The organism is Aestuariibacter salexigens DSM 15300 (assembly GCF_000429145.1).
Taxonomy (GTDB): domain Bacteria; phylum Pseudomonadota; class Gammaproteobacteria; order Enterobacterales; family Alteromonadaceae; genus Aestuariibacter; species Aestuariibacter salexigens.
This window is the reverse complement of sequence record NZ_AUBH01000011.1, coordinates 64,475-81,786: the sequence shown is the minus strand read 5'-3', so window position 1 is coordinate 81,786 and position 17,312 is coordinate 64,475. Positions and strand designations below refer to the sequence as shown.

At 49.6% G+C, this 17,312-nt stretch carries 18 protein-coding genes; 15 read left to right on the top strand and 3 right to left on the bottom strand.

The window, feature by feature from the left end; genetic code table 11:
* The first annotated feature begins 223 nt into the window (after positions 1-223).
* From aroK to G441_RS0113865, 4 genes are all read left to right on the top strand, one after another.
* Positions 224-739, top strand: a complete 516-nt coding sequence (gene aroK / locus G441_RS0113880) for a shikimate kinase AroK (RefSeq protein ID WP_026376908.1) — start codon at positions 224-226, stop codon at positions 737-739.
* A gap of 24 nt (positions 740-763) precedes the next feature.
* The gene (aroB, locus tag G441_RS0113875; protein ID WP_026376907.1) at positions 764-1,843 is read left to right on the top strand and encodes a 3-dehydroquinate synthase; all 1,080 of its coding nucleotides are present in this window, start codon (positions 764-766) and stop codon (positions 1,841-1,843) included.
* Positions 1,844-1,862: 19 nt separating this feature from the next.
* Positions 1,863-3,221: an SPOR domain-containing protein gene (locus G441_RS0113870; protein WP_026376906.1), complete on the top strand. Its 1,359-nt coding sequence runs from the start codon at positions 1,863-1,865 to the stop codon at positions 3,219-3,221.
* Between the two features lie 99 nt (positions 3,222-3,320).
* On the top strand, positions 3,321-4,148 hold the full coding sequence (locus G441_RS0113865) for a Dam family site-specific DNA-(adenine-N6)-methyltransferase (protein WP_026376905.1): 828 nt from the start codon (positions 3,321-3,323) through the stop codon (positions 4,146-4,148).
* A gap of 7 nt (positions 4,149-4,155) precedes the next feature.
* Here the strand turns inward: G441_RS0113865 and G441_RS0113860 are convergent, their stop codons facing one another.
* From G441_RS0113860 to G441_RS0113850, 3 genes are all read right to left on the bottom strand, one after another.
* Complete coding sequence (locus G441_RS0113860) at positions 4,156-4,365, bottom strand: DUF2970 domain-containing protein (protein WP_026376904.1); 210 nt, start codon at positions 4,363-4,365, stop codon at positions 4,156-4,158.
* A complete protein-coding gene (locus tag G441_RS19950) occupies positions 4,352-4,678 on the bottom strand; it encodes a hypothetical protein (RefSeq protein ID WP_026376903.1) in 327 nt (108 codons plus the stop codon). Before G441_RS19950 ends, G441_RS0113860 begins: the two co-directional genes overlap by 14 nt.
* A gap of 179 nt (positions 4,679-4,857) precedes the next feature.
* Positions 4,858-5,496 carry a TorF family putative porin gene (locus G441_RS0113850; protein ID WP_026376902.1) on the bottom strand — a complete coding sequence of 213 codons (639 nt, stop codon included), beginning with the start codon at positions 5,494-5,496 and terminating at the stop codon, positions 4,858-4,860.
* 319 nt (positions 5,497-5,815) lie between these two features.
* Between G441_RS0113850 and rpe the strand changes: the two genes are divergently transcribed.
* The 11 genes from rpe (at position 5,816) to G441_RS0113795 (ending at position 17,287) form a co-directional block, all read left to right on the top strand.
* Positions 5,816-6,490: a ribulose-phosphate 3-epimerase gene (gene rpe / locus G441_RS0113845; RefSeq protein ID WP_026376901.1), complete on the top strand. Its 675-nt coding sequence runs from the start codon at positions 5,816-5,818 to the stop codon at positions 6,488-6,490.
* Positions 6,491-6,539: 49 nt separating this feature from the next.
* A complete protein-coding gene (gene trpS, locus G441_RS0113840; RefSeq protein WP_026376900.1) occupies positions 6,540-7,547 on the top strand; it encodes a tryptophan--tRNA ligase in 1,008 nt (335 codons plus the stop codon).
* Between the two features lie 4 nt (positions 7,548-7,551).
* Complete coding sequence (locus G441_RS0113835; protein WP_026376899.1) at positions 7,552-8,136, top strand: anthranilate synthase component II; 585 nt, start codon at positions 7,552-7,554, stop codon at positions 8,134-8,136.
* A gap of 104 nt (positions 8,137-8,240) precedes the next feature.
* Positions 8,241-9,407: an HDOD domain-containing protein gene (locus G441_RS0113830; RefSeq protein ID WP_034475194.1), complete on the top strand. Its 1,167-nt coding sequence runs from the start codon at positions 8,241-8,243 to the stop codon at positions 9,405-9,407.
* A 300-nt stretch (positions 9,408-9,707) separates the two neighbouring features.
* Positions 9,708-10,913 (top strand): aspartate aminotransferase family protein, encoded by a 1,206-nt coding sequence (locus G441_RS0113825; RefSeq protein WP_026376897.1) that lies wholly within the window; start codon positions 9,708-9,710, stop codon positions 10,911-10,913.
* Between the two features lie 27 nt (positions 10,914-10,940).
* Positions 10,941-11,978, top strand: a complete 1,038-nt coding sequence (gene astA, locus G441_RS0113820; protein ID WP_026376896.1) for an arginine N-succinyltransferase — start codon at positions 10,941-10,943, stop codon at positions 11,976-11,978.
* Entirely contained in the window at positions 11,978-13,453 is a 1,476-nt protein-coding gene (gene astD / locus G441_RS0113815; RefSeq protein ID WP_026376895.1) for a succinylglutamate-semialdehyde dehydrogenase, read from the top strand. The genes astA and astD overlap by 1 nt, the downstream gene beginning before the upstream one ends.
* Positions 13,454-13,502: 49 nt before the next feature.
* On the top strand, positions 13,503-14,042 hold the full coding sequence (locus G441_RS19365) for a DUF4136 domain-containing protein (RefSeq protein WP_051275617.1): 540 nt from the start codon (positions 13,503-13,505) through the stop codon (positions 14,040-14,042).
* Between the two features lie 3 nt (positions 14,043-14,045).
* Complete coding sequence (locus G441_RS0113805) at positions 14,046-14,429, top strand: GFA family protein (protein WP_026376894.1); 384 nt, start codon at positions 14,046-14,048, stop codon at positions 14,427-14,429.
* A gap of 59 nt (positions 14,430-14,488) precedes the next feature.
* Positions 14,489-15,769 (top strand): PAS domain-containing methyl-accepting chemotaxis protein, encoded by a 1,281-nt coding sequence (locus G441_RS20020; RefSeq protein WP_051275616.1) that lies wholly within the window; start codon positions 14,489-14,491, stop codon positions 15,767-15,769.
* 168 nt (positions 15,770-15,937) lie between these two features.
* Positions 15,938-17,287 (top strand): M24 family metallopeptidase, encoded by a 1,350-nt coding sequence (locus G441_RS0113795; RefSeq protein ID WP_026376893.1) that lies wholly within the window; start codon positions 15,938-15,940, stop codon positions 17,285-17,287.
* The last annotated feature ends 25 nt before the right edge of the window (positions 17,288-17,312 follow it).

Genomic DNA, 17,312 nt, shown 5'->3' with positions numbered 1-17,312 from the left:
CACCATACTGCCTATCTCCCCTTTAGCCCTTAATCCCTCCTATTACAGGCTGCCGGCAGACAAAACTTGCATCTTGACGCGCAAAACTGAGATAATCCCGCCCTCGAAATTTTGACGAGGTATTTAAGTGTGCTTGTTTGGCCCGTGCCATAAGCATTTGTGTGGGCGGTGCTAGCGTTATTTTTCCTGCCCGATAGCATTCAAAGTAGTGAAATAAGCAGACATGGCTGAAAAACGAAATATTTTCCTTGTAGGCCCAATGGGCGCCGGTAAAAGTACCATTGGCAGACACCTTGCCGACGAATTGCATCTTGAATTTTTCGACTCAGACCAGGAAATTGAACGCCGCACTGGTGCTGATATTTCATGGATCTTTGACCTTGAAGGTGAAGAAGGCTTTCGCAAGCGCGAAGAAGATATGATTTACGAGCTGACTGACAAGCAAGGCATCGTGCTTGCGACTGGCGGTGGCTCAGTGGTAAATAAAGCCGTTCGCAACAGGTTATCAGCACGCGGCATCGTTGTGTATTTACAGACCACTATCGACAAACAGGTCGCGCGCACTCAGCGAGACAAGCGACGTCCACTTCTGCAAAATGACGACCCTGAAAAGGTATTGCGTCAACTGGCGGAAGAACGTAATCCAATGTATGAAGAAGTGGCCGACTATGTTGTCGATACCGATGACCAGAGCGCGCGTGCGGTAGCTAACCAGATTATCGACAAAATAGGTATCTAATCCTACATTTCGGAGGCTGTGCTCATGACCATCGTTCGTGTTGAATTGGGAGAGCGCAGCTATCCTATCCACATTGGTCAGGGAACCCTGACTACGCCCCGCGCATTGCATACACTTCTGCAAAACGCATTATCTCTGCAAAAAGTGACCATCATTACCAATGATGTTATCGCCCCATTGTATCTTGATGCGTGCCAACGTAGCCTCGCGGCAGACTCGGTAAACACCATTATTGTTCCTGATGGAGAAGCCAACAAAAGCCTGGAGTGGTTTGCAAATATTCAGACCGCCCTGCTCGAGCAACATGCAGCCCGTGACACCCTTATTATAGCGCTGGGAGGTGGCGTAATTGGTGACTTGACCGGTTTCGCTGCAGCGTGCTACCAGCGTGGCGTACCATTCGTGCAAATCCCCACAACGCTGCTTTCTCAGGTTGATTCATCAGTAGGTGGCAAGACGGCGGTCAACCATCCACTCGGCAAGAATATGATTGGCGCGTTTTACCAACCGCAGGCAGTTGTCATCGATACCGATACACTACATACCCTGCCGGCGCGAGAGTTTGCGGCCGGTATGGCTGAAGTCATAAAGTACGGCATCATTTATGACGCTGACTTCTTTGCCTGGCTGGAACAAAACATCGACGCATTGCAAAGCAAACATACCGATGCCCTGGTCTACGCCATAAAACGCTGCTGTGAAATAAAGGCTGAGATCGTTGCAAATGATGAGCGCGAGCAGGGTCAGCGTGCGCTGTTAAATTTAGGGCACACATTTGGTCACGCGATCGAAGCGGAACAGGGCTACGGAGAATGGCTGCACGGCGAAGCCGTGGCCGCAGGCATGGTTATTGCTTGTCAGGTAGCAGAGCAAAAAGCGTGGTTATCAGCGTCAGAAACCCGACGAGTGAGCACTTTGCTAGCGCAGTTTAATCTCCCTGTAGAGGGGCCAGTTGATATGTCGAGTGACGATTACATTCGCCACATGCGCCATGATAAAAAAGTACTGCGTGGCAAAATACGTTTTATCCTGCCAAAATCCATTGGGCAGGCTGTCGTGACTGATGACGTAGATGACACTCTGCTTGCAAACGTACTGGGATAATCGGTAGCGTGAGGGTCACGTGCACACAGAATTTCAGAGCAGACTTGAACATCTGGTCAACTATTCATCACAACTGATTTTTGTCAGCGGGGATACTATTGCCCTGCAGAATCGCACCGTACAGGCCTTTCTAAGTCAACAAAGCGAAACAGCCGAAGTCGCCTATGTCATCGCAGAGCAGGACGGCGATATCAGTGACCTGCGCCGCCAGATCTGTCGTCAGCTACTCGGTCAGTCAGTCGGCGCGTTTATGCGTCCCCTCAATGAGCTGCTTGCTTCGCTGAATCATCATGAGGGTCCCGTATTACTTTGTATTTCTCGTTCAGAGCTGCTCCCCGATGCATTTGTTCAGGAGCTTTGGGATCTAGTTTTACAAAGCCGTTTTAAAAGTAACAAGCAACACCTTAATGTGTTGCTATTTGGCGAGACAAGCTGGACTGAAAAAGCTAAAGCGTGGCTACCAGCTCGCAACAGCGACAAACCCCTGCTGCTTAGCAGTCAGTCAGTCGTCTCCCCACAGCGCGAACAATCTGATTTAGAACAGATGATGGCAGCTAAACGTGCTCAGTTGGAAGCCAGACGAATCGCACGTGCCAACCCACAGGTTCCACCTTCATTGTTGGCCAACTGGTGGGCAAAAATCACCATCGTGGCGTTATTTCTGGTGTTATTTTCGGCCATTCTGGCCTGGGTATATCGAGATGATCTAACAGCGATGGTCTCGCCGCAGGACCCACAACAGCCCGCTGCAGAGATAGCAGCTGAACAACTCCAGTCCGCTGTACCAACTGTTGAGGAGGCTGTCGTCGATGAATTAGCACAGCCTGTCGTCGATACGTCTGGGAGTATCGAGCCGCGTGTCACTGATTGGCAGACAGCAATTCAGTCATTGCCACCCGCGCAGCAATCAGATACCACAGAACAACAAGGCATAGCGGCTGCGGATAAAGGGTTATCCGACATCACAACACCTGTTCAGGAACAGCCGCCTGTCGAACCAGAGATTGATATTCCCGTTCAGGAGGATACAGAACTGGAACAACCCATGTCTGCAGCGCCACAGGACGACGCAACACTGAATTTGTCTAACCAAACGTTGATGGCTATGAGTGGCGAGAAGTTCTTTATCCAGCGCTCCGCGATGTCGTCACAGGAAGTATTACAGTCGTTCCTCTCATCTTACACAGCTGCTAAGGATTCGCTCGTCTACCACACCAGGCGCTATGGCGGGGACTGGTATGTCGTGCTGGATGCAAAGGCTTACGCGACTCTGGAAGAGGCGCGTGCCGCTATAGAAAGCGGTTCAAGGCAGGCTCCTTCAGCGTTTGTGAAACGTCTGTCAGCCATTCAGCAGGAGCTGTCTCTGGTATCGCAGTAAAGCATTGTTGTTTACAGCGACAGTTCGTACAATGTGACCAGCCACGCAGTATTGCGCTTGAATCATCCACATGGAGTGGCGCTACCTAGTCGCACAAGAATGAAATCAAATAATAAGAAAAAACGCGCATTCCTGAAGTGGGCTGGAGGTAAGTATTCGCTTGTCTCAGAAATTAATGAACAGTTGCCCTCTGCCAACAAGCTCATCGAGCCTTTTGTCGGAGCGGGTTCAGTATTTTTGAACACGTCTTACAAGCAATACTTACTGAACGATATCAACCCCGACCTGATCAATCTCTACAATACTCTCAAGCATAATACCGAGCAGTTTATTAGCGATGCACAGCAACTTTTTTGTGCCGCCAATAATCAGCGTGAACGGTATGAAGCCCTTCGCAAAGAGTTTAATCAAAGTCAGGATAGCTATAGCCGCTCAGTATTGTTTCTTTACCTAAACCGACACGGCTACAATGGCCTGTGTCGATACAATGCCAGTGGCTATTTCAATGTGCCATTCGGAAGATACCGGGCGCCCTATTTTCCGCGCGATGAGTTGTACTTTTTCGCCGAAAAGGCCCAGCGCGCTGAATTTACCTGCTTACCTTTTCAGAAAGTATTCAGCAAGGCCCGTCAGAATGCCGTGATCTATTGCGATCCTCCCTACGCACCGATAAGCGATACTGCCCATTTTACCCACTATGCCAAAGGCGGCTTCAGTGCCCAGGATCAAATAGAACTGGCCAGGCTGGCCATGCGCGCTGGTCACAAACGCAACATTCCGGTGTTAATCAGCAATCACGATACGCCTTTCACCCGTGAAATTTACCGGCATGCCAGGCTGACCGAACTACAGGTGCGACGCTCGATAAGTCAAAAAGGTGAGAAACGGGTAAAGGTAGGCGAACTACTGGCACTTTACCGGTGTTAGGCTCTGTTCATACGATAAGAGAGACAAGCAACGTCAAACCAACCACCAGCACAATGACAAAAAGCACACCTACAATCACAAACGGTGCAACGGACGTTTGTGCAAAATCCTGCTGATAATTTCGATAGCTCTGCACGCCGAAAGCGCTGGCGGCGACGCTTTTCAGCACATCCTTCCAGCTCTGTTGTTTACCAGGCTGTGGCTTATTGTCCGCCATCGGTAGGGGCATTGCCACCATGTGAAGAGGTTGATGCCGTATTTCTGGACAATAGCTCTAGCAGATCCAAAAAATGAAATTGATAAGATGACGAGCGACCGCTGAACCACGTCAGCCAGCTAATACCATTTTCCTGCTGTGCCGCGCAGCGGTTAACCGGGTGACTCATTGGTAATGAATGGTCAAATGCGAAAGAGCCTGATGCCTGGCATAGTGCGTTATCCTCTTCACTCTCGGCTACCTGGCCAATTGTTACAACGCCAACCAGCACAGCGGCTAACGCAGAGGTTTTAAAAATGGACTTCCTGTTCATTTCGTTGTCACTCGTATTTGAAACTGTTGATAAAGTATACGCGATGTTGGCGCTTTCGGACGTCAACTAAGCGCAAATTTCGTGAATTCTACCGCAATGGACACGGTTTGTGACAAATTAGTTCCTGCAGATACAAAAAAACGCCCACAAAGGGGCGTTTTTACGTCTGTATGAGGTGATTACAGATCGAATGTCTTGCTGATGCTGAAGTACAGTGATTCGCTGTTATCCAGGTCGTTACCACTGACTACGAGTGCTACACCAACGTCGAATCCAGCGACGTCAGTACCATAGCCAATTTCACCATACTCGCCTTCAAACTCATCGCCCCATGAACCAAAGGTGCCATAGAAGCCATTGTGTGAAAGGGTCACCTCAAGGAACGTGTAGTCAGACTCTGTTGCCGCTTCGTTTCCTACTACGCCGTCCCATGAACCGATGCTATAACCAACACTCAGCATACCGTAAGACGCGCTGAGGTTGACCTCGTTGTAGGCGCTGTCGAAATCGCCGGTGTACTGATAGGTCGTATAGCCAATGCCAAGACCTACGCCGCTTTCCAGTTCGAGTCCGTAGCCACCATAAATGTCAACTTCGAGACCATCCTCAACTTCAGCAGCCCAAGTGCCGAAATAAAAGCCTTCATTTTCGTAGTCAACGCCGCCCATCGCAGACGCAGACTCTGCCTGCTGAACGCCACGGAAGTGGTAGTCAGACATTAACCCAAGATTGGCCGTCCATGCCGCTGATGCTGTTTGGCTGAATGACGCTGCTGCCAATACAGCCGCTGCGATTGACGCATGCTTGAAAGTTTTCATGTGTGTGTTCTCCGTTATTAAAAGTAACCTTTTGGAATTATTACGTTTCTGTCTGAACTTTTTATTATTGCGTACAGGAGTTGAGCAAAGATGATGCCGTATCAGCCAACTCTCTATTTTTTTCAGCAAAGCTTATATATCCCATTGTTTTATATAGGATATTTACGCACCTTCATAACAGAAAGAATTCGTGCCGTCCCATTGCACTACGTTGGGTTGCACCACGTTGATACATTAGCCCCAATTTTGGGCAAGGTCACGCCTTTTTATCAATTGGCTTTTTCGGTAAAGTGTCGCAAATTTTTTACGGATCACTGTCATGCCGTCCTATCTTATTGCGCCTTCAATATTATCCGCTGATTTCGCACGGTTGGGTGAAGAGGTGGACGCTGTACTCGCGGCGGGGGCCGATGTAGTGCACTTCGACGTGATGGACAATCATTACGTACCTAATCTAACCATTGGCCCTATGGTCTGCAAAGCGCTCAGGGACTATGGGATTAACGCTGATATTGATGTGCACCTAATGGTTAAGCCAGTCGACCCACTGATTGAGATGTTTGCGGATGCAGGTGCCAGCTATATTAGCTTTCATCCGGAAGCCTCCGAGCATATTGACCGCAGTCTCCAGCTCATTAAGTCCCGAGGCCTAAAGGCAGGATTGGTATTTAATCCCGCTACGCCACTGCACTACCTGGATCATACCCTGCATATGCTGGACTATGTGTTGCTGATGTCAGTAAATCCCGGCTTTGGTGGTCAGTCATTTATTCCGCAGACACTGGATAAACTGCGTCAGGTTCGCGCCCTGATTAACGCCAGTGGCAGAGATATCCGGCTAGAAATTGACGGCGGCGTAAAAGTCGATAATATTCGCGCCATCGCGGAAGCGGGAGCCGATATGTTCGTTGCCGGGTCAGCCATATTCAATCAGCAAGATTATGCACAGGTGATCAGTGAAATGCGCAGCGAACTGGCCAACGCCAACGTCTAATATTTACATCACGTTTCTTTTAACCGACAAACTGAACTGAAAAACGCCCATGACCACACAACCCATCGTACTAAGCGGCTGCCAGCCATCCGGACAATTGACTATCGGCAACTACATGGGGGCATTGCGTCAGTGGGTAAACATGCAACAGGATCACGATTGCCTGTACATGTTGGTGGATTTGCATGCCATTACCGTGCGCCAGGACCCTAAGGCGTTGTACGAAGCCTGTCTGGACGGACTGGCACTGTATCTGGCATGCGGTATTGACCCACAAAAAAGTACCATATTTGTTCAGTCTCACGTCCCAGAGCATGCCCAGTTGGCATGGATACTCAACTGCTACACGCAGATGGGAGAGCTGAATCGTATGACCCAGTTCAAAGACAAGTCAGCCAAAAATGTCAGCAACATTAACGTCGGTCTGTACGGCTATCCCGTTCTTCAGGCAGCTGACATTCTTCTCTATCAGGCTAACCACGTACCTGTGGGCGAGGATCAGAAACAACATCTTGAGCTTACCCGGGATATCGCGACGCGTTTCAATAATTTATACGGCGATGTGTTCACAATACCCGATCCCTATATTCCTGAATTCGGCGCTCGCATCATGAGCCTGCAAGATCCGGCCAAAAAAATGTCGAAGTCGGACGACAACCCGAATAACTTTGTTGGCCTGCTTGAAGACCCTAAAAAGATCGCCAAAAAAATTAAGCGTGCGGTTACCGACTCCGATGAACAGGCGCGTATTTACTTCGACACAGAAGAAAAACCTGGCGTTTCTAACCTGCTAACGCTGCTCTCGTGCGCGACAGGCAAAAGCGTTGAGTCACTGATACCGGATTATGAAGATAAGATGTACGGGCACTTGAAAGGCGATGTCGCCGACGCAGTTGTTGCATTGCTTGAACCCATTCAACAGCGCTATCAGCAGCTTCGACACGATCGCCCGACCCTTGACCAGATAATGCGTGACGGTGCTGACAAAGCCAGCCAGAGAGCCGCAAAAACACTGGCCAATGCTTATCAGGCACTGGGGTTTGTGGCCAAACCGTAACTTCATGCTGTTACTGATTGATAACTACGATTCATTCACTCACAATTTGGCGCGCTATTTTGTTGAGCTTGGTGAGCAGGTGAACGTGGTCAGAAATGACGCCATCACCATTGACCAAATTCGACAAATGGATCCTGACCATCTGGTGATTTCACCGGGTCCGTGTACGCCAGAGCAGTCAGGTATCTCGCTGCGCGCCATTGAAACCTTCGCTAACAGTTTACCCATTTTGGGTGTATGCCTGGGTCATCAGGCATTGGGACAGGTGTTTGGCGCGCAAGTAGTGCGCGCAGCAAATATCATGCATGGCAAAACCTCACAGGTTATGCATAACAACAGCGCGCTATTTTCGGATATCAGTAATCCATTTGAAGCTACCCGATACCACTCGTTGTTGTTGGCTGAAGATACCATTAGTGAAGAGTTTACTGTCACCGCGTGGACGACAGAAAATGGACAAAATGAAGTGATGGCTATTGAACACCGTGAATTGCCCATTATGGGCGTGCAATTTCACCCAGAGTCACTTCTCACCAGCTGTGGCCATCAAATATTGCAGAACTTCCTGAAAATAGCGGATAAAGGTTGAATTATGCGCCTAGCCCTGCAATATTCTTGGGGTTTGCCGAAAACTATAATATGCAGAGCAAATCGCCAGCAAGTAACTGAACTGGCACCTTCAGAGAGAGCAGTGTGAGCCAGCAACCGTCAGTACAAGAAACCATCAATTATCGCTTTGATCAGCTGTTTTTAGGGCTCGATAATGTACAGGAGAAATTGGGTGTTTCTCTGGCCGGCAAAGTCAATTTTGAGCAAACAGAGCAGGCCAATGCACGTCGCGAATTATTGCGTGTGGAAAAACTGGCGATCCGCGATAAAGAGCTCAATGCAAAATCTGAACAAAGCTACATTGATAGTATGCGCGACATGGTGCACGTCGCCCTGCGTGAAGAGCTTGATGACGTCCTCAAAGATACGGATTTCCTGTTTCGAAAAGTGCTCGGCCTAGACAATGAACTTGCGCCACTTTTAGATCTACTGACAGTAAAAGCGGCGACTATCCCTCGCATCGAGTCTGCGGCAGTCGCCATACCCTGGTTGTTCGATGATCTGACCAAATTCGTCAACAGTCCTAAATACCGTCGTCTGGATGCCAAAGGCAACGTCGTGACTGTAGATACCTTGCGCACGGCGTTGAGTTTTGTGGGTATCGATAACCTGAAAATTGTGGTTCCCAGCCTCTCCTTCAGACGCACCATTCCGCAAATTACCGACCCTTACCCGCAATTGAAAACTCGCATCTGGGAGTTTGCACTGGGTACTGCATTGAGCTGCCAGGCTATCGCACCGTTGTGCAAAGTGGACCCAAGCCACGCATATACCCTCGGGTTATTTCACGATTTGGGCCGTAACATTGTTACGAAACTGTACTTCAGACTGTTCGATAAAACGCAACGTGCGGCATTGGTGGAGGCACAACGCGACAAGAAGCATGACGAGCATGACGCGTTAACAAAGATCGCCCCTAGCGGTGACTACCTGCTGGAGTTGATTAACGAACTCGGGGCATCGCTAAGCGCAAAAATGGTATCGATGATGGATCTGAAGCGGGTATTTATTTCCACTGCCATGCAGGAATACGCGCAAAACGTCCCCGTGACTGAAATGACCCCACTGTCCCGCGTGTTATTACAAGGCGTTAATTACACCAAATACCGCATGTTGAAAGCTTATCGACTGATCAACGTCGAAGAAGCAAAAGCCTTTTTAGTACCATTAAGAATGCCTAACGGTGCGCTAAGTACGCTCAAGACCGTTGATCTGCGCCACATGCATCTGGATATGGACGACAGCCAGTAATTTTTTATCTGTTTTTACAGATATTCATGCAAACCCGAATTTTCACCGCTATCTGCGTCTATACTCAGGGAGCAGTGGTAAGCTATTCCAACCCTTGATAAATAACAGTAAATAGTTATTCATTTTTCTTGCAAATCTACGTAAACCCTTAATTTTAAAGGGCTACAGCTTGGTTTGATGGGAGACAAACCGGCTATTTTCTGGAATAATAGTGAGCAAATTTCATGATGGAAGAACGTGTTTCCGTCGCAAGTTTGGTCAGCCGATGCATAAACTGACCAGTGACCAGAGGGTGTTTCGATGAAAGTAACTCGTGAATTATTCGACCAGGTAATGGTACCTAACTACAATCCAGCGCAAATGATCCCGGTTAAGGGTGAAGGCTCTCGCGTATGGGATCAGGACGGCAACGAGTATATCGACTTCGCGGGCGGTATTGCTGTTAATGCGCTTGGCCACTGCCACCCTGAGCTGGTCGCAGCGCTTAACGAACAGGGCGGTAAGCTCTGGCATTTGAGTAATGTGTTTACCAACGAACCGGCCATCAGACTGGCCAAGAAGCTGACCGACCTGACCTTCGCCGACCGTGTATATTTTGCTAACTCAGGCGCAGAAGCAAACGAGGCGGCACTCAAGCTGGCCCGTCGTTACGCTCTGGACCATTATGGTGAGCACAAAGATCAGATTATCTCTTTTAAACAAGGTTTCCACGGCCGTACATTCTTCACCGTTACGGTTGGCGGCCAGGCAGCTTATTCCGATGGCTTTGGTCCCAAGCCAGGTGCTGTCGATCACGTTGATTATAATGACCTTGATGCACTGGCAGAGCTGATTTCAGACCGCACCTGTGCAGTGATGATGGAGCCGTTGCAGGGTGAAGGCGGTATTATCAGCCCAACCATGGAGTTCGTACAGGGCGTCAGAGAACTGTGTGACAAACACAATGCGCTGCTGATTTTTGACGAAGTGCAGGCCGGAGTTGGGCGTACTGGTCACCTTTATGCATACATGGGCCTTGGCGTAACGCCGGATATTCTTACCACTGCGAAATCGTTGGGTGGCGGGTTCCCCATTGGCGCGATGCTGACTACCGAAACAATTGCCGCCAGCCTCAAGCCCGGCACCCACGGCAGTACCTATGGCGGAAATCCGCTAGCCTGTGCTGTAGCAGAACGGGTATTGGATATCGTCAACAGTCCTGAAGTGCTATCAGGCGTACTTGCCAAAGAGCAGCTATTCCGTGAAAAACTGGGAGAAATCAACCAGAAGTATCACGTATTCAGTGAAATCCGCGGTAAAGGCATGCTGCTTGGTTGTGCGCTCAATGAAGATTACAAAGGCCGTGCTCGTGACTTTATGATGGCAGCGACTGAGCAGCATCTGATGTGTCTGGTAGCGGGCGCTAACGTTATTCGATTTGCACCGTCACTGGTGATCCCGGATGAAGATATTCTGGAAGGTTTAAAGCGCTTTGAAAAAGCCATTAGCAGCGTTGTAAACGCCTGATATCAACCTCACTGGGGGTAAGCGAACATGTTTGTCATTCGCCCGATCCGGCAGGCTGATTACCCAGCACTGCACGACATTGCTGAAGAATCCGGAATAGGTTTTACTTCACTGCCGGTCAATCAGGAGCTGCTAACTAACAAGATTGTCCGTTCGGAAGAATCTTTCAGCAAAGAGGTGACTGCACCCGGCTGTGAAAGCTACCTTTTCGTCATGGAAAACACTGATACCGGGCAGGTGGTAGGCACTACCGGTATCGAAGCGGCAGTCGGTCTGGACGACGCATTCTATCACTACCATATTGGTAAAGTGGTGCACGCGTCACGGGAGCTGGATATCCACAATGCGGTAGATATCCTGACCTTCTGTAATGACTACACCGGCGTCACTGAGCTTTGCACGCTGTTCCTGCGAGAGCAGGCCAGAGGCGGACTGAATGGACGTTTCCTGTCAAAAGTCAGATTCTTGTTCATGATGGAGCATCAGCAACGTTTTGCCGAAACCGTCATTGCTGAAATGCGCGGCGTCAGCGATGAGAACGGCAAGTCTCCTTTTTGGGCATGGCTTGAAGAGCACTTCTTTTCGATGGACTTCCCCACCGCAGATTATCTGACCGGCATAGGCAATAAAGTGTTCATCGCAGAGCTGATGCCAAAATATCCGATTTACGTCAGCCTGCTCAGTCCTGAAGCGCAGGCAGTGATTGGTCAGGTACATGAGAAGACCAAACCTGCACTGAGATTGCTGGAACAGGAAGGCTTTAGCTGTCGGGGCTACGTCGACATATTCGATGCAGGCCCAACCGTTGAGGCGAATCTGCACAATATCCAGACGGCACGGGCCAGCAGACGACTGCCTGTAACCATAGTGGAACATGCCGACTCTGTCGGCACAGAACAATTTATTATTAATACGCAAATCGAAGGCTTTAGAGGTGTTGCTGCGCCACTGGCGGTTGATGAAGACAATAAGACCGCACTTATTTCACCGCGCACCGCCGAAGCCCTCAATGTTAAACAGGGCGATGCAGTTCGATTTGCCCCAGTGTCATTGCGAGGTATGTAATGCAACATCAGACAATACACTTTATTAACGGTACCTGGCAGACAGGTCAGGGACACGCAGTAGAGTCGGTAGATCCGGCCAAAAAAGCCGTAATCTGGCACGGTCACAGTGCCACCAGCGAGCAAGTGAATGAGGCAGTTAACGCGGCACGTCAGGCATTTCCAGCGTGGGCTGCACTGACCGTTGAGCAACGCCTTGAGATCATTAAGCGATTCGCCGCACTGCTGGAAGAAAACAAGCCAGCCCTGGCCAAAGTGATCGCCAGGGAAACCGGCAAGCCAGAATGGGAAACCGCTACCGAGGTGGCAGCCATGATTGGCAAAATTTCGATTTCAGAGCGTGCCTATAACGAGCGTACCGGCATCGTCGAAAACCCGATGCCTCAGGGTAAAGCATTCATCCGTCACAAGCCGCATGGTGTGGTAGCCGTGTTTGGCCCTTACAACTTTCCCGGCCACCTGCCAAATGGACATATCGTCCCAGCCTTGATTGCGGGTAACACTATCGTTTTCAAACCAAGTGAACTGACCCCGCTGGTCGCCGAAGAAACGGTCAGACTATGGCAACAGGCTGGCCTGCCGGATGGCGTACTGAATCTGGTACAGGGTGAGGTCGAAACTGGTAAGGCGTTGGCATCGCATGCCAATATTGACGGCTTGTTCTTTACTGGTAGCTCACGCACCGGCAAAGTGCTGCATGAACAGTTCGCTGGCCATCCAGGTAAAATTCTGGCCCTGGAGATGGGCGGTAATAACCCGCTCATCGTTAAGGATGTCACCGATGTCGATGCCGCAGTACACGATATCGTGCAGTCTGCATTTGTCACTTCTGGTCAGCGCTGCACCTGCGCTCGTCGCCTGTTCATTCAGGAAGGTGAAGCAGGCGATGCCATTTTAGCAAGATTGCTGGATGTCGCCGGCAAAATCAAAGTCGGTCACTATGATGACGAAGAGCAACCTTTCATGGGTGCGATGATTTCAGCCCGTGCGGCAGCAATGATGGCAGCTGCGCAGGAGCAATTGTTAGAAATGGGTGCAACCAGTTTGCTTGAGCTTGAGCACCTTGATCCTGAGACCGGCTTTGTCTCACCAGGGATCGTGGACGTCACAGCAATTGTCGATAGCATGCCGGATGAAGAACACTTTGGTCCGCTGCTTAAGGTCATCCGCTATAGCGACTTTGACCAGGCAATAGAACAAGCTAACAATACCAGCTTCGGATTGTCAGCGGGTTTATTGGCAGACAGTGAGGCTGATTACCACTACTTCTTCGCTCGTATTCGTGCCGGTATTGTAAACTGGAACCGTCCAATTACCGGTGCGAGCAGCGCGGCGCCATTCGGCGGTATCGGAGACAGTGGTAACCATCGTGCCAGTGCCTACTACGCAGCGGATTACTGCGCCTATCCGGTAGCATCTGTAGAACTCGAACAGGTTTCTATGCCTGCCACCCTGAGCCCGGGCCTGCACTTCTAAACTATGGCGGTGGCGTGTAGACTGAGTAAAAGTCTACACGCCATTCATCATGTTCAAACCCTTCATCTTTTTTACACTTTTCATTGCCCTTAGCGGCTGTGCCAATCATTCAGTTACCATCGATTATAACGCCGCATTTGATTTTTCATCGCTGCGTAGTTTCCAACTTTCCGAACCTGCATCAGAGCCACTCGGTCTGGAGACGCAGCGCATGAGACAGGCGGTGATAGACAATTTGATTGGCAAAGGGTTTGAGCGTAGTGAAGGAAGCAGTGATTTTCTGGTCGACATTGTCAGCGGCCAAACCCAGCAGGCCAATGAGTCACGTTTTTCGATAGGACTGGGCAGTGGCAGCTGGGGACGTTCAGGAGGTATAGGCATTGGAGGCTCCGTTAGCGTGCCAGTTGGCCAACAGTGGCTGGATTATCAATGGGCAGAAGTGCGTGTTGTCGCAGACAGTAAGATTATCTGGCAGGGCCGCCACCAGCTAAAACTCGATACGCAATCTGCACAGGCGGCGCAGCATGCGCAGCTGGAACTGATACGCACTATCCTGGAAAAATTTCCACCACCGTCGCGAGGAGAATAGAACATGAAATACGAGGGAAGCTGTCACTGTGGTCGGGTCACATTCAGCGTCGAAGCACCTGAGCATTTAGACGTAGACCAATGTAATTGTTCAATTTGTCGTAAAAGCGGGTATTTGCATCTGATTGTGCCACTGCAAAGATTTACGCTGCTACGCGGTGAAGACGCGCTAGAGACTTACACCTTTAACTCCGGCATCGCCAGGCACACGTTCTGTCGTCATTGCGGCGTAAAGCCATTTTATACCCCTCGGTCTAATCCGGATGGTATTGATATTAACGTGAATTGCATCGATACCCCTATTGCGGATATGACAGTTACCGCCTTTGATGGCAGCAACTGGGAAAAAAATGCACATAAACTGGCACATAAAAGTAAAGCGACCTAACAAACGCGAAAACGAGACTACGCTTAAGGGTAATTTCAACAACAATTGATTACCTTTTCATGCTGTCATTTTTTAACCGATCACAATCTAACGTCGATCCAAGTTTACTGTTGACGGATGCTAAGCAACACGAGCTTGATTTCCTGCACGCGCTAAAAAATGCAGTGCCCGTGACCATTTGCGATAAAACAGGTGTTATTCAGGAAGTCTCCGCAGCGATGCAAAGCGTCAGCGCTGACGCTACGTCCATGATTGGCAAGCGTTTTGCTGATATATTTGGCGTCTATGCACCTGAAGAACTGTCAGTGGATACATTATTTAACCGTGCCTCTGATCAAGCGACTTCAGTTAAGTTACACAATCACTTGAATAATGGCAGTGCCAAGGTATTTGATGCACAGGTGTTTGCATTTCATGAACAGCATATTGTGTTGTTCCAGGATATCAGTGCAGACGCACATCACAGCGATGAACAAGGCAGACTGATTAGCGCCCTGCACAGGGCCATGGCAGTCGCCGAATATGATATGAACGGTACGCTCATTGAAGCGAACGACAACTTCCTCAACACGTTTGGACTAAGCAGTAACGATCTGGGTAAGGTCAATCACAAAAGTCTTTGTGCAGAGAGTTTCGCTAATAGCGCCGAATACAGGGGGTTTTGGCAAAAATTACAGAATGGGGATTTTGTGCCAGGACTTTTTCCTCGCATGTCCAGGAGTGGCGACCCGGTATTTGTTGGCGGTAACTATAATCCGATAAAAGACGCGTCAGGTCACTTTTATAAGATTGTTCAGTTCGGACAAAATGTGACGCCTCGAGTGTTAGCTGAGCAGGCATCAGCGCAACGCGTGAAAGAAGCGTCAGAGCGTGCCGAAGAGGTGTCCGGCAGAGCCAATCATGTCCTCTCTGACATGGTTGACCTGATGCGACGGGTTACAGAGCAAGTTACGTCAGTATCGGGACAAATGAGCAACCTGAATACGCAATCTGCAAAGATCAATAGCATGGTTAGCACCATCGCCTCTATCGCCGACCAGACTAACCTGTTGGCATTGAATGCAGCGATAGAAGCAGCCAGGGCTGGCGACCAGGGGCGAGGGTTTGCGGTGGTTGCGGATGAAGTGCGTCAACTTGCCGGTAGAACCAGCAATTCAACGTCGGAAATCACTGACGTAGTCAACGAGAATGAAAATCTGACCAAAGGCGTGACGCAGAGCATTGCGTCGACACAGACTGAATCAGAACAGGCCATGACCATGATTGAAGATGTGGTATCGGTCATTGATGAACTGAATAAGGTGTTAAAAGACGTGATTCAGGAAGTGGGCGAAGCCTAGAAACACAAGATTACCTTGTCATCATCGCCTGCGTTAAGACCCGTCACCAGCATCCGACATGCCCGCGTTAAGGTTCTGTCATGCCCGCGCACCGGCGGGCATCTTCCCCTACTGTAATTCACCATAATCGGTGGCATACTGAATTCAAATTAAGCACGAGAGATCAATATGTTGCGTAAAATGCTTTTACTTGTCTGCTGCCTTTTTAGCGTGTCTGCTGCGGCCAACAGTTTCACTCAGGGAAAAATGATCACTGCGCTTCCCGATGTCCTGCCATTTAAAGACCGTGTCGCCCCCATCAATGACATGGTGAAAGACCGACTGGATAACCTGCTGCCAACATTGATGGCTGAAGCCGATTTGGATATGTGGCTGGTGATAAATCGCGAGTATGGCGAGGACAGATTGTTCTATACGCTTGTGCCACAGCCTACATTTGCCGCCAGACGCACGACCTTGTTGGTCTTTTATCGTAAAGATGACGGTAGCGTGGAACGTTTCAGCGTGAGTCGTTACCCGATTGGCGATTTTTATCCTACTGTTTGGCAGGGTGGAACAGCTGAGGAACAGTGGCAAAGGCTTGCACAGGTGATTGAAGAACGGGATCCCACTCGTATTGGTATTAATGTCAGTCAGAACTGGGCGCTAGCGGATGGCCTGAGCGTCGGTTTACATCAAAAACTACTCGAATACTTGCCCCAGAAATATCAGCAGCGACTAACCAGTGCCGAAAATCTGGTGGTGCGCTGGATGGAAACACGCAGTGAAAAAGAGTTACAGGTTTACCCACACATCGTTGCGCTAGCACGGGGTGTTATCGCTGAGGCATTTTCTAATAAAGTGATCACACCCGGCGCGACGACGACCGATGACGTTGCCTGGTTTATCCGACAGCGGTTTGAAGATTTGCAATTACGTCCCTGGTTTCAGCCCTATGTAAATATCCAGCGACAGGGCGACGACACCAGCGAAGACGACGTGTTTATGGGTAAAGACAAGCGCACGATTTTGCGTGGTGACGTTCTGCATACTGACGTTGGTATTTGCTACCTCAATCTGTGTACTGACACGCAGGAGATGGGCTATGTACTTAAGCTAGGTGAGACCGACGCCCCGCCAGGATTAAAACAAGCTTTGGCGAAAGGGAATCGCTGGCAGGATATCCTCACCGAGCAGTTCACCACGGGTGACAGCGGGAACACTATCCTGGCCAACACCATTAAACAGAGTGAGTCTGAGGGTATTCTCAGCAGTACCTATACGCATCCGCTAGGCTTCGTGGGTCACGCTTCCGGACCCACCATTGGCATGTGGGATAATCAGGGACCAACTCCGGTGCAGGGTGACTGGTTGTTGTATCCAAATACGGCCTATGCGATTGAGGGTAATATCAAAGCACAGGTTCCCGAATGGAATGATCAATGGGTACAGATCAAACTGGAACAAAGTGCGGTATTTGATGGTGAGAGCGTGTGGTATCTGGCCGGACGACAAACCCAATGGCATGTTATTCACTAAAAAATAAGGCCGCTTTAAGCGGCCT

What these genes read in the sequence shown, in the direction of transcription:
- trpS (WP_026376900.1), top strand. Translation starts at nt 6,540, where the DNA reads ATGACCACACAACCCATCGTACTAAGCGGCTGCCAGCCATCCGGACAA.
- rpe (WP_026376901.1), top strand. Translation starts at nt 5,816, where the DNA reads ATGCCGTCCTATCTTATTGCGCCTTCAATATTATCCGCTGATTTCGCA.
- G441_RS0113835 (WP_026376899.1), top strand. Translation starts at nt 7,552, where the DNA reads ATGCTGTTACTGATTGATAACTACGATTCATTCACTCACAATTTGGCG.
- aroK (WP_026376908.1), top strand. Translation starts at nt 224, where the DNA reads ATGGCTGAAAAACGAAATATTTTCCTTGTAGGCCCAATGGGCGCCGGT.
- G441_RS0113825 (WP_026376897.1), top strand. Translation starts at nt 9,708, where the DNA reads ATGAAAGTAACTCGTGAATTATTCGACCAGGTAATGGTACCTAACTAC.
- G441_RS0113865 (WP_026376905.1), top strand. Translation starts at nt 3,321, where the DNA reads ATGAAATCAAATAATAAGAAAAAACGCGCATTCCTGAAGTGGGCTGGA.
- astA (WP_026376896.1), top strand. Translation starts at nt 10,941, where the DNA reads ATGTTTGTCATTCGCCCGATCCGGCAGGCTGATTACCCAGCACTGCAC.
- G441_RS20020 (WP_051275616.1), top strand. Translation starts at nt 14,489, where the DNA reads ATGCTGTCATTTTTTAACCGATCACAATCTAACGTCGATCCAAGTTTA.
- aroB (WP_026376907.1), top strand. Translation starts at nt 764, where the DNA reads ATGACCATCGTTCGTGTTGAATTGGGAGAGCGCAGCTATCCTATCCAC.
- G441_RS0113805 (WP_026376894.1), top strand. Translation starts at nt 14,046, where the DNA reads ATGAAATACGAGGGAAGCTGTCACTGTGGTCGGGTCACATTCAGCGTC.
- G441_RS19950 (WP_026376903.1), bottom strand. Translation starts at nt 4,678, where the DNA reads ATGAACAGGAAGTCCATTTTTAAAACCTCTGCGTTAGCCGCTGTGCTG.
- G441_RS0113850 (WP_026376902.1), bottom strand. Translation starts at nt 5,496, where the DNA reads ATGAAAACTTTCAAGCATGCGTCAATCGCAGCGGCTGTATTGGCAGCA.
- G441_RS0113860 (WP_026376904.1), bottom strand. Translation starts at nt 4,365, where the DNA reads ATGGCGGACAATAAGCCACAGCCTGGTAAACAACAGAGCTGGAAGGAT.
- astD (WP_026376895.1), top strand. Translation starts at nt 11,978, where the DNA reads ATGCAACATCAGACAATACACTTTATTAACGGTACCTGGCAGACAGGT.
- G441_RS19365 (WP_051275617.1), top strand. Translation starts at nt 13,503, where the DNA reads ATGTTCAAACCCTTCATCTTTTTTACACTTTTCATTGCCCTTAGCGGC.
- G441_RS0113795 (WP_026376893.1), top strand. Translation starts at nt 15,938, where the DNA reads ATGTTGCGTAAAATGCTTTTACTTGTCTGCTGCCTTTTTAGCGTGTCT.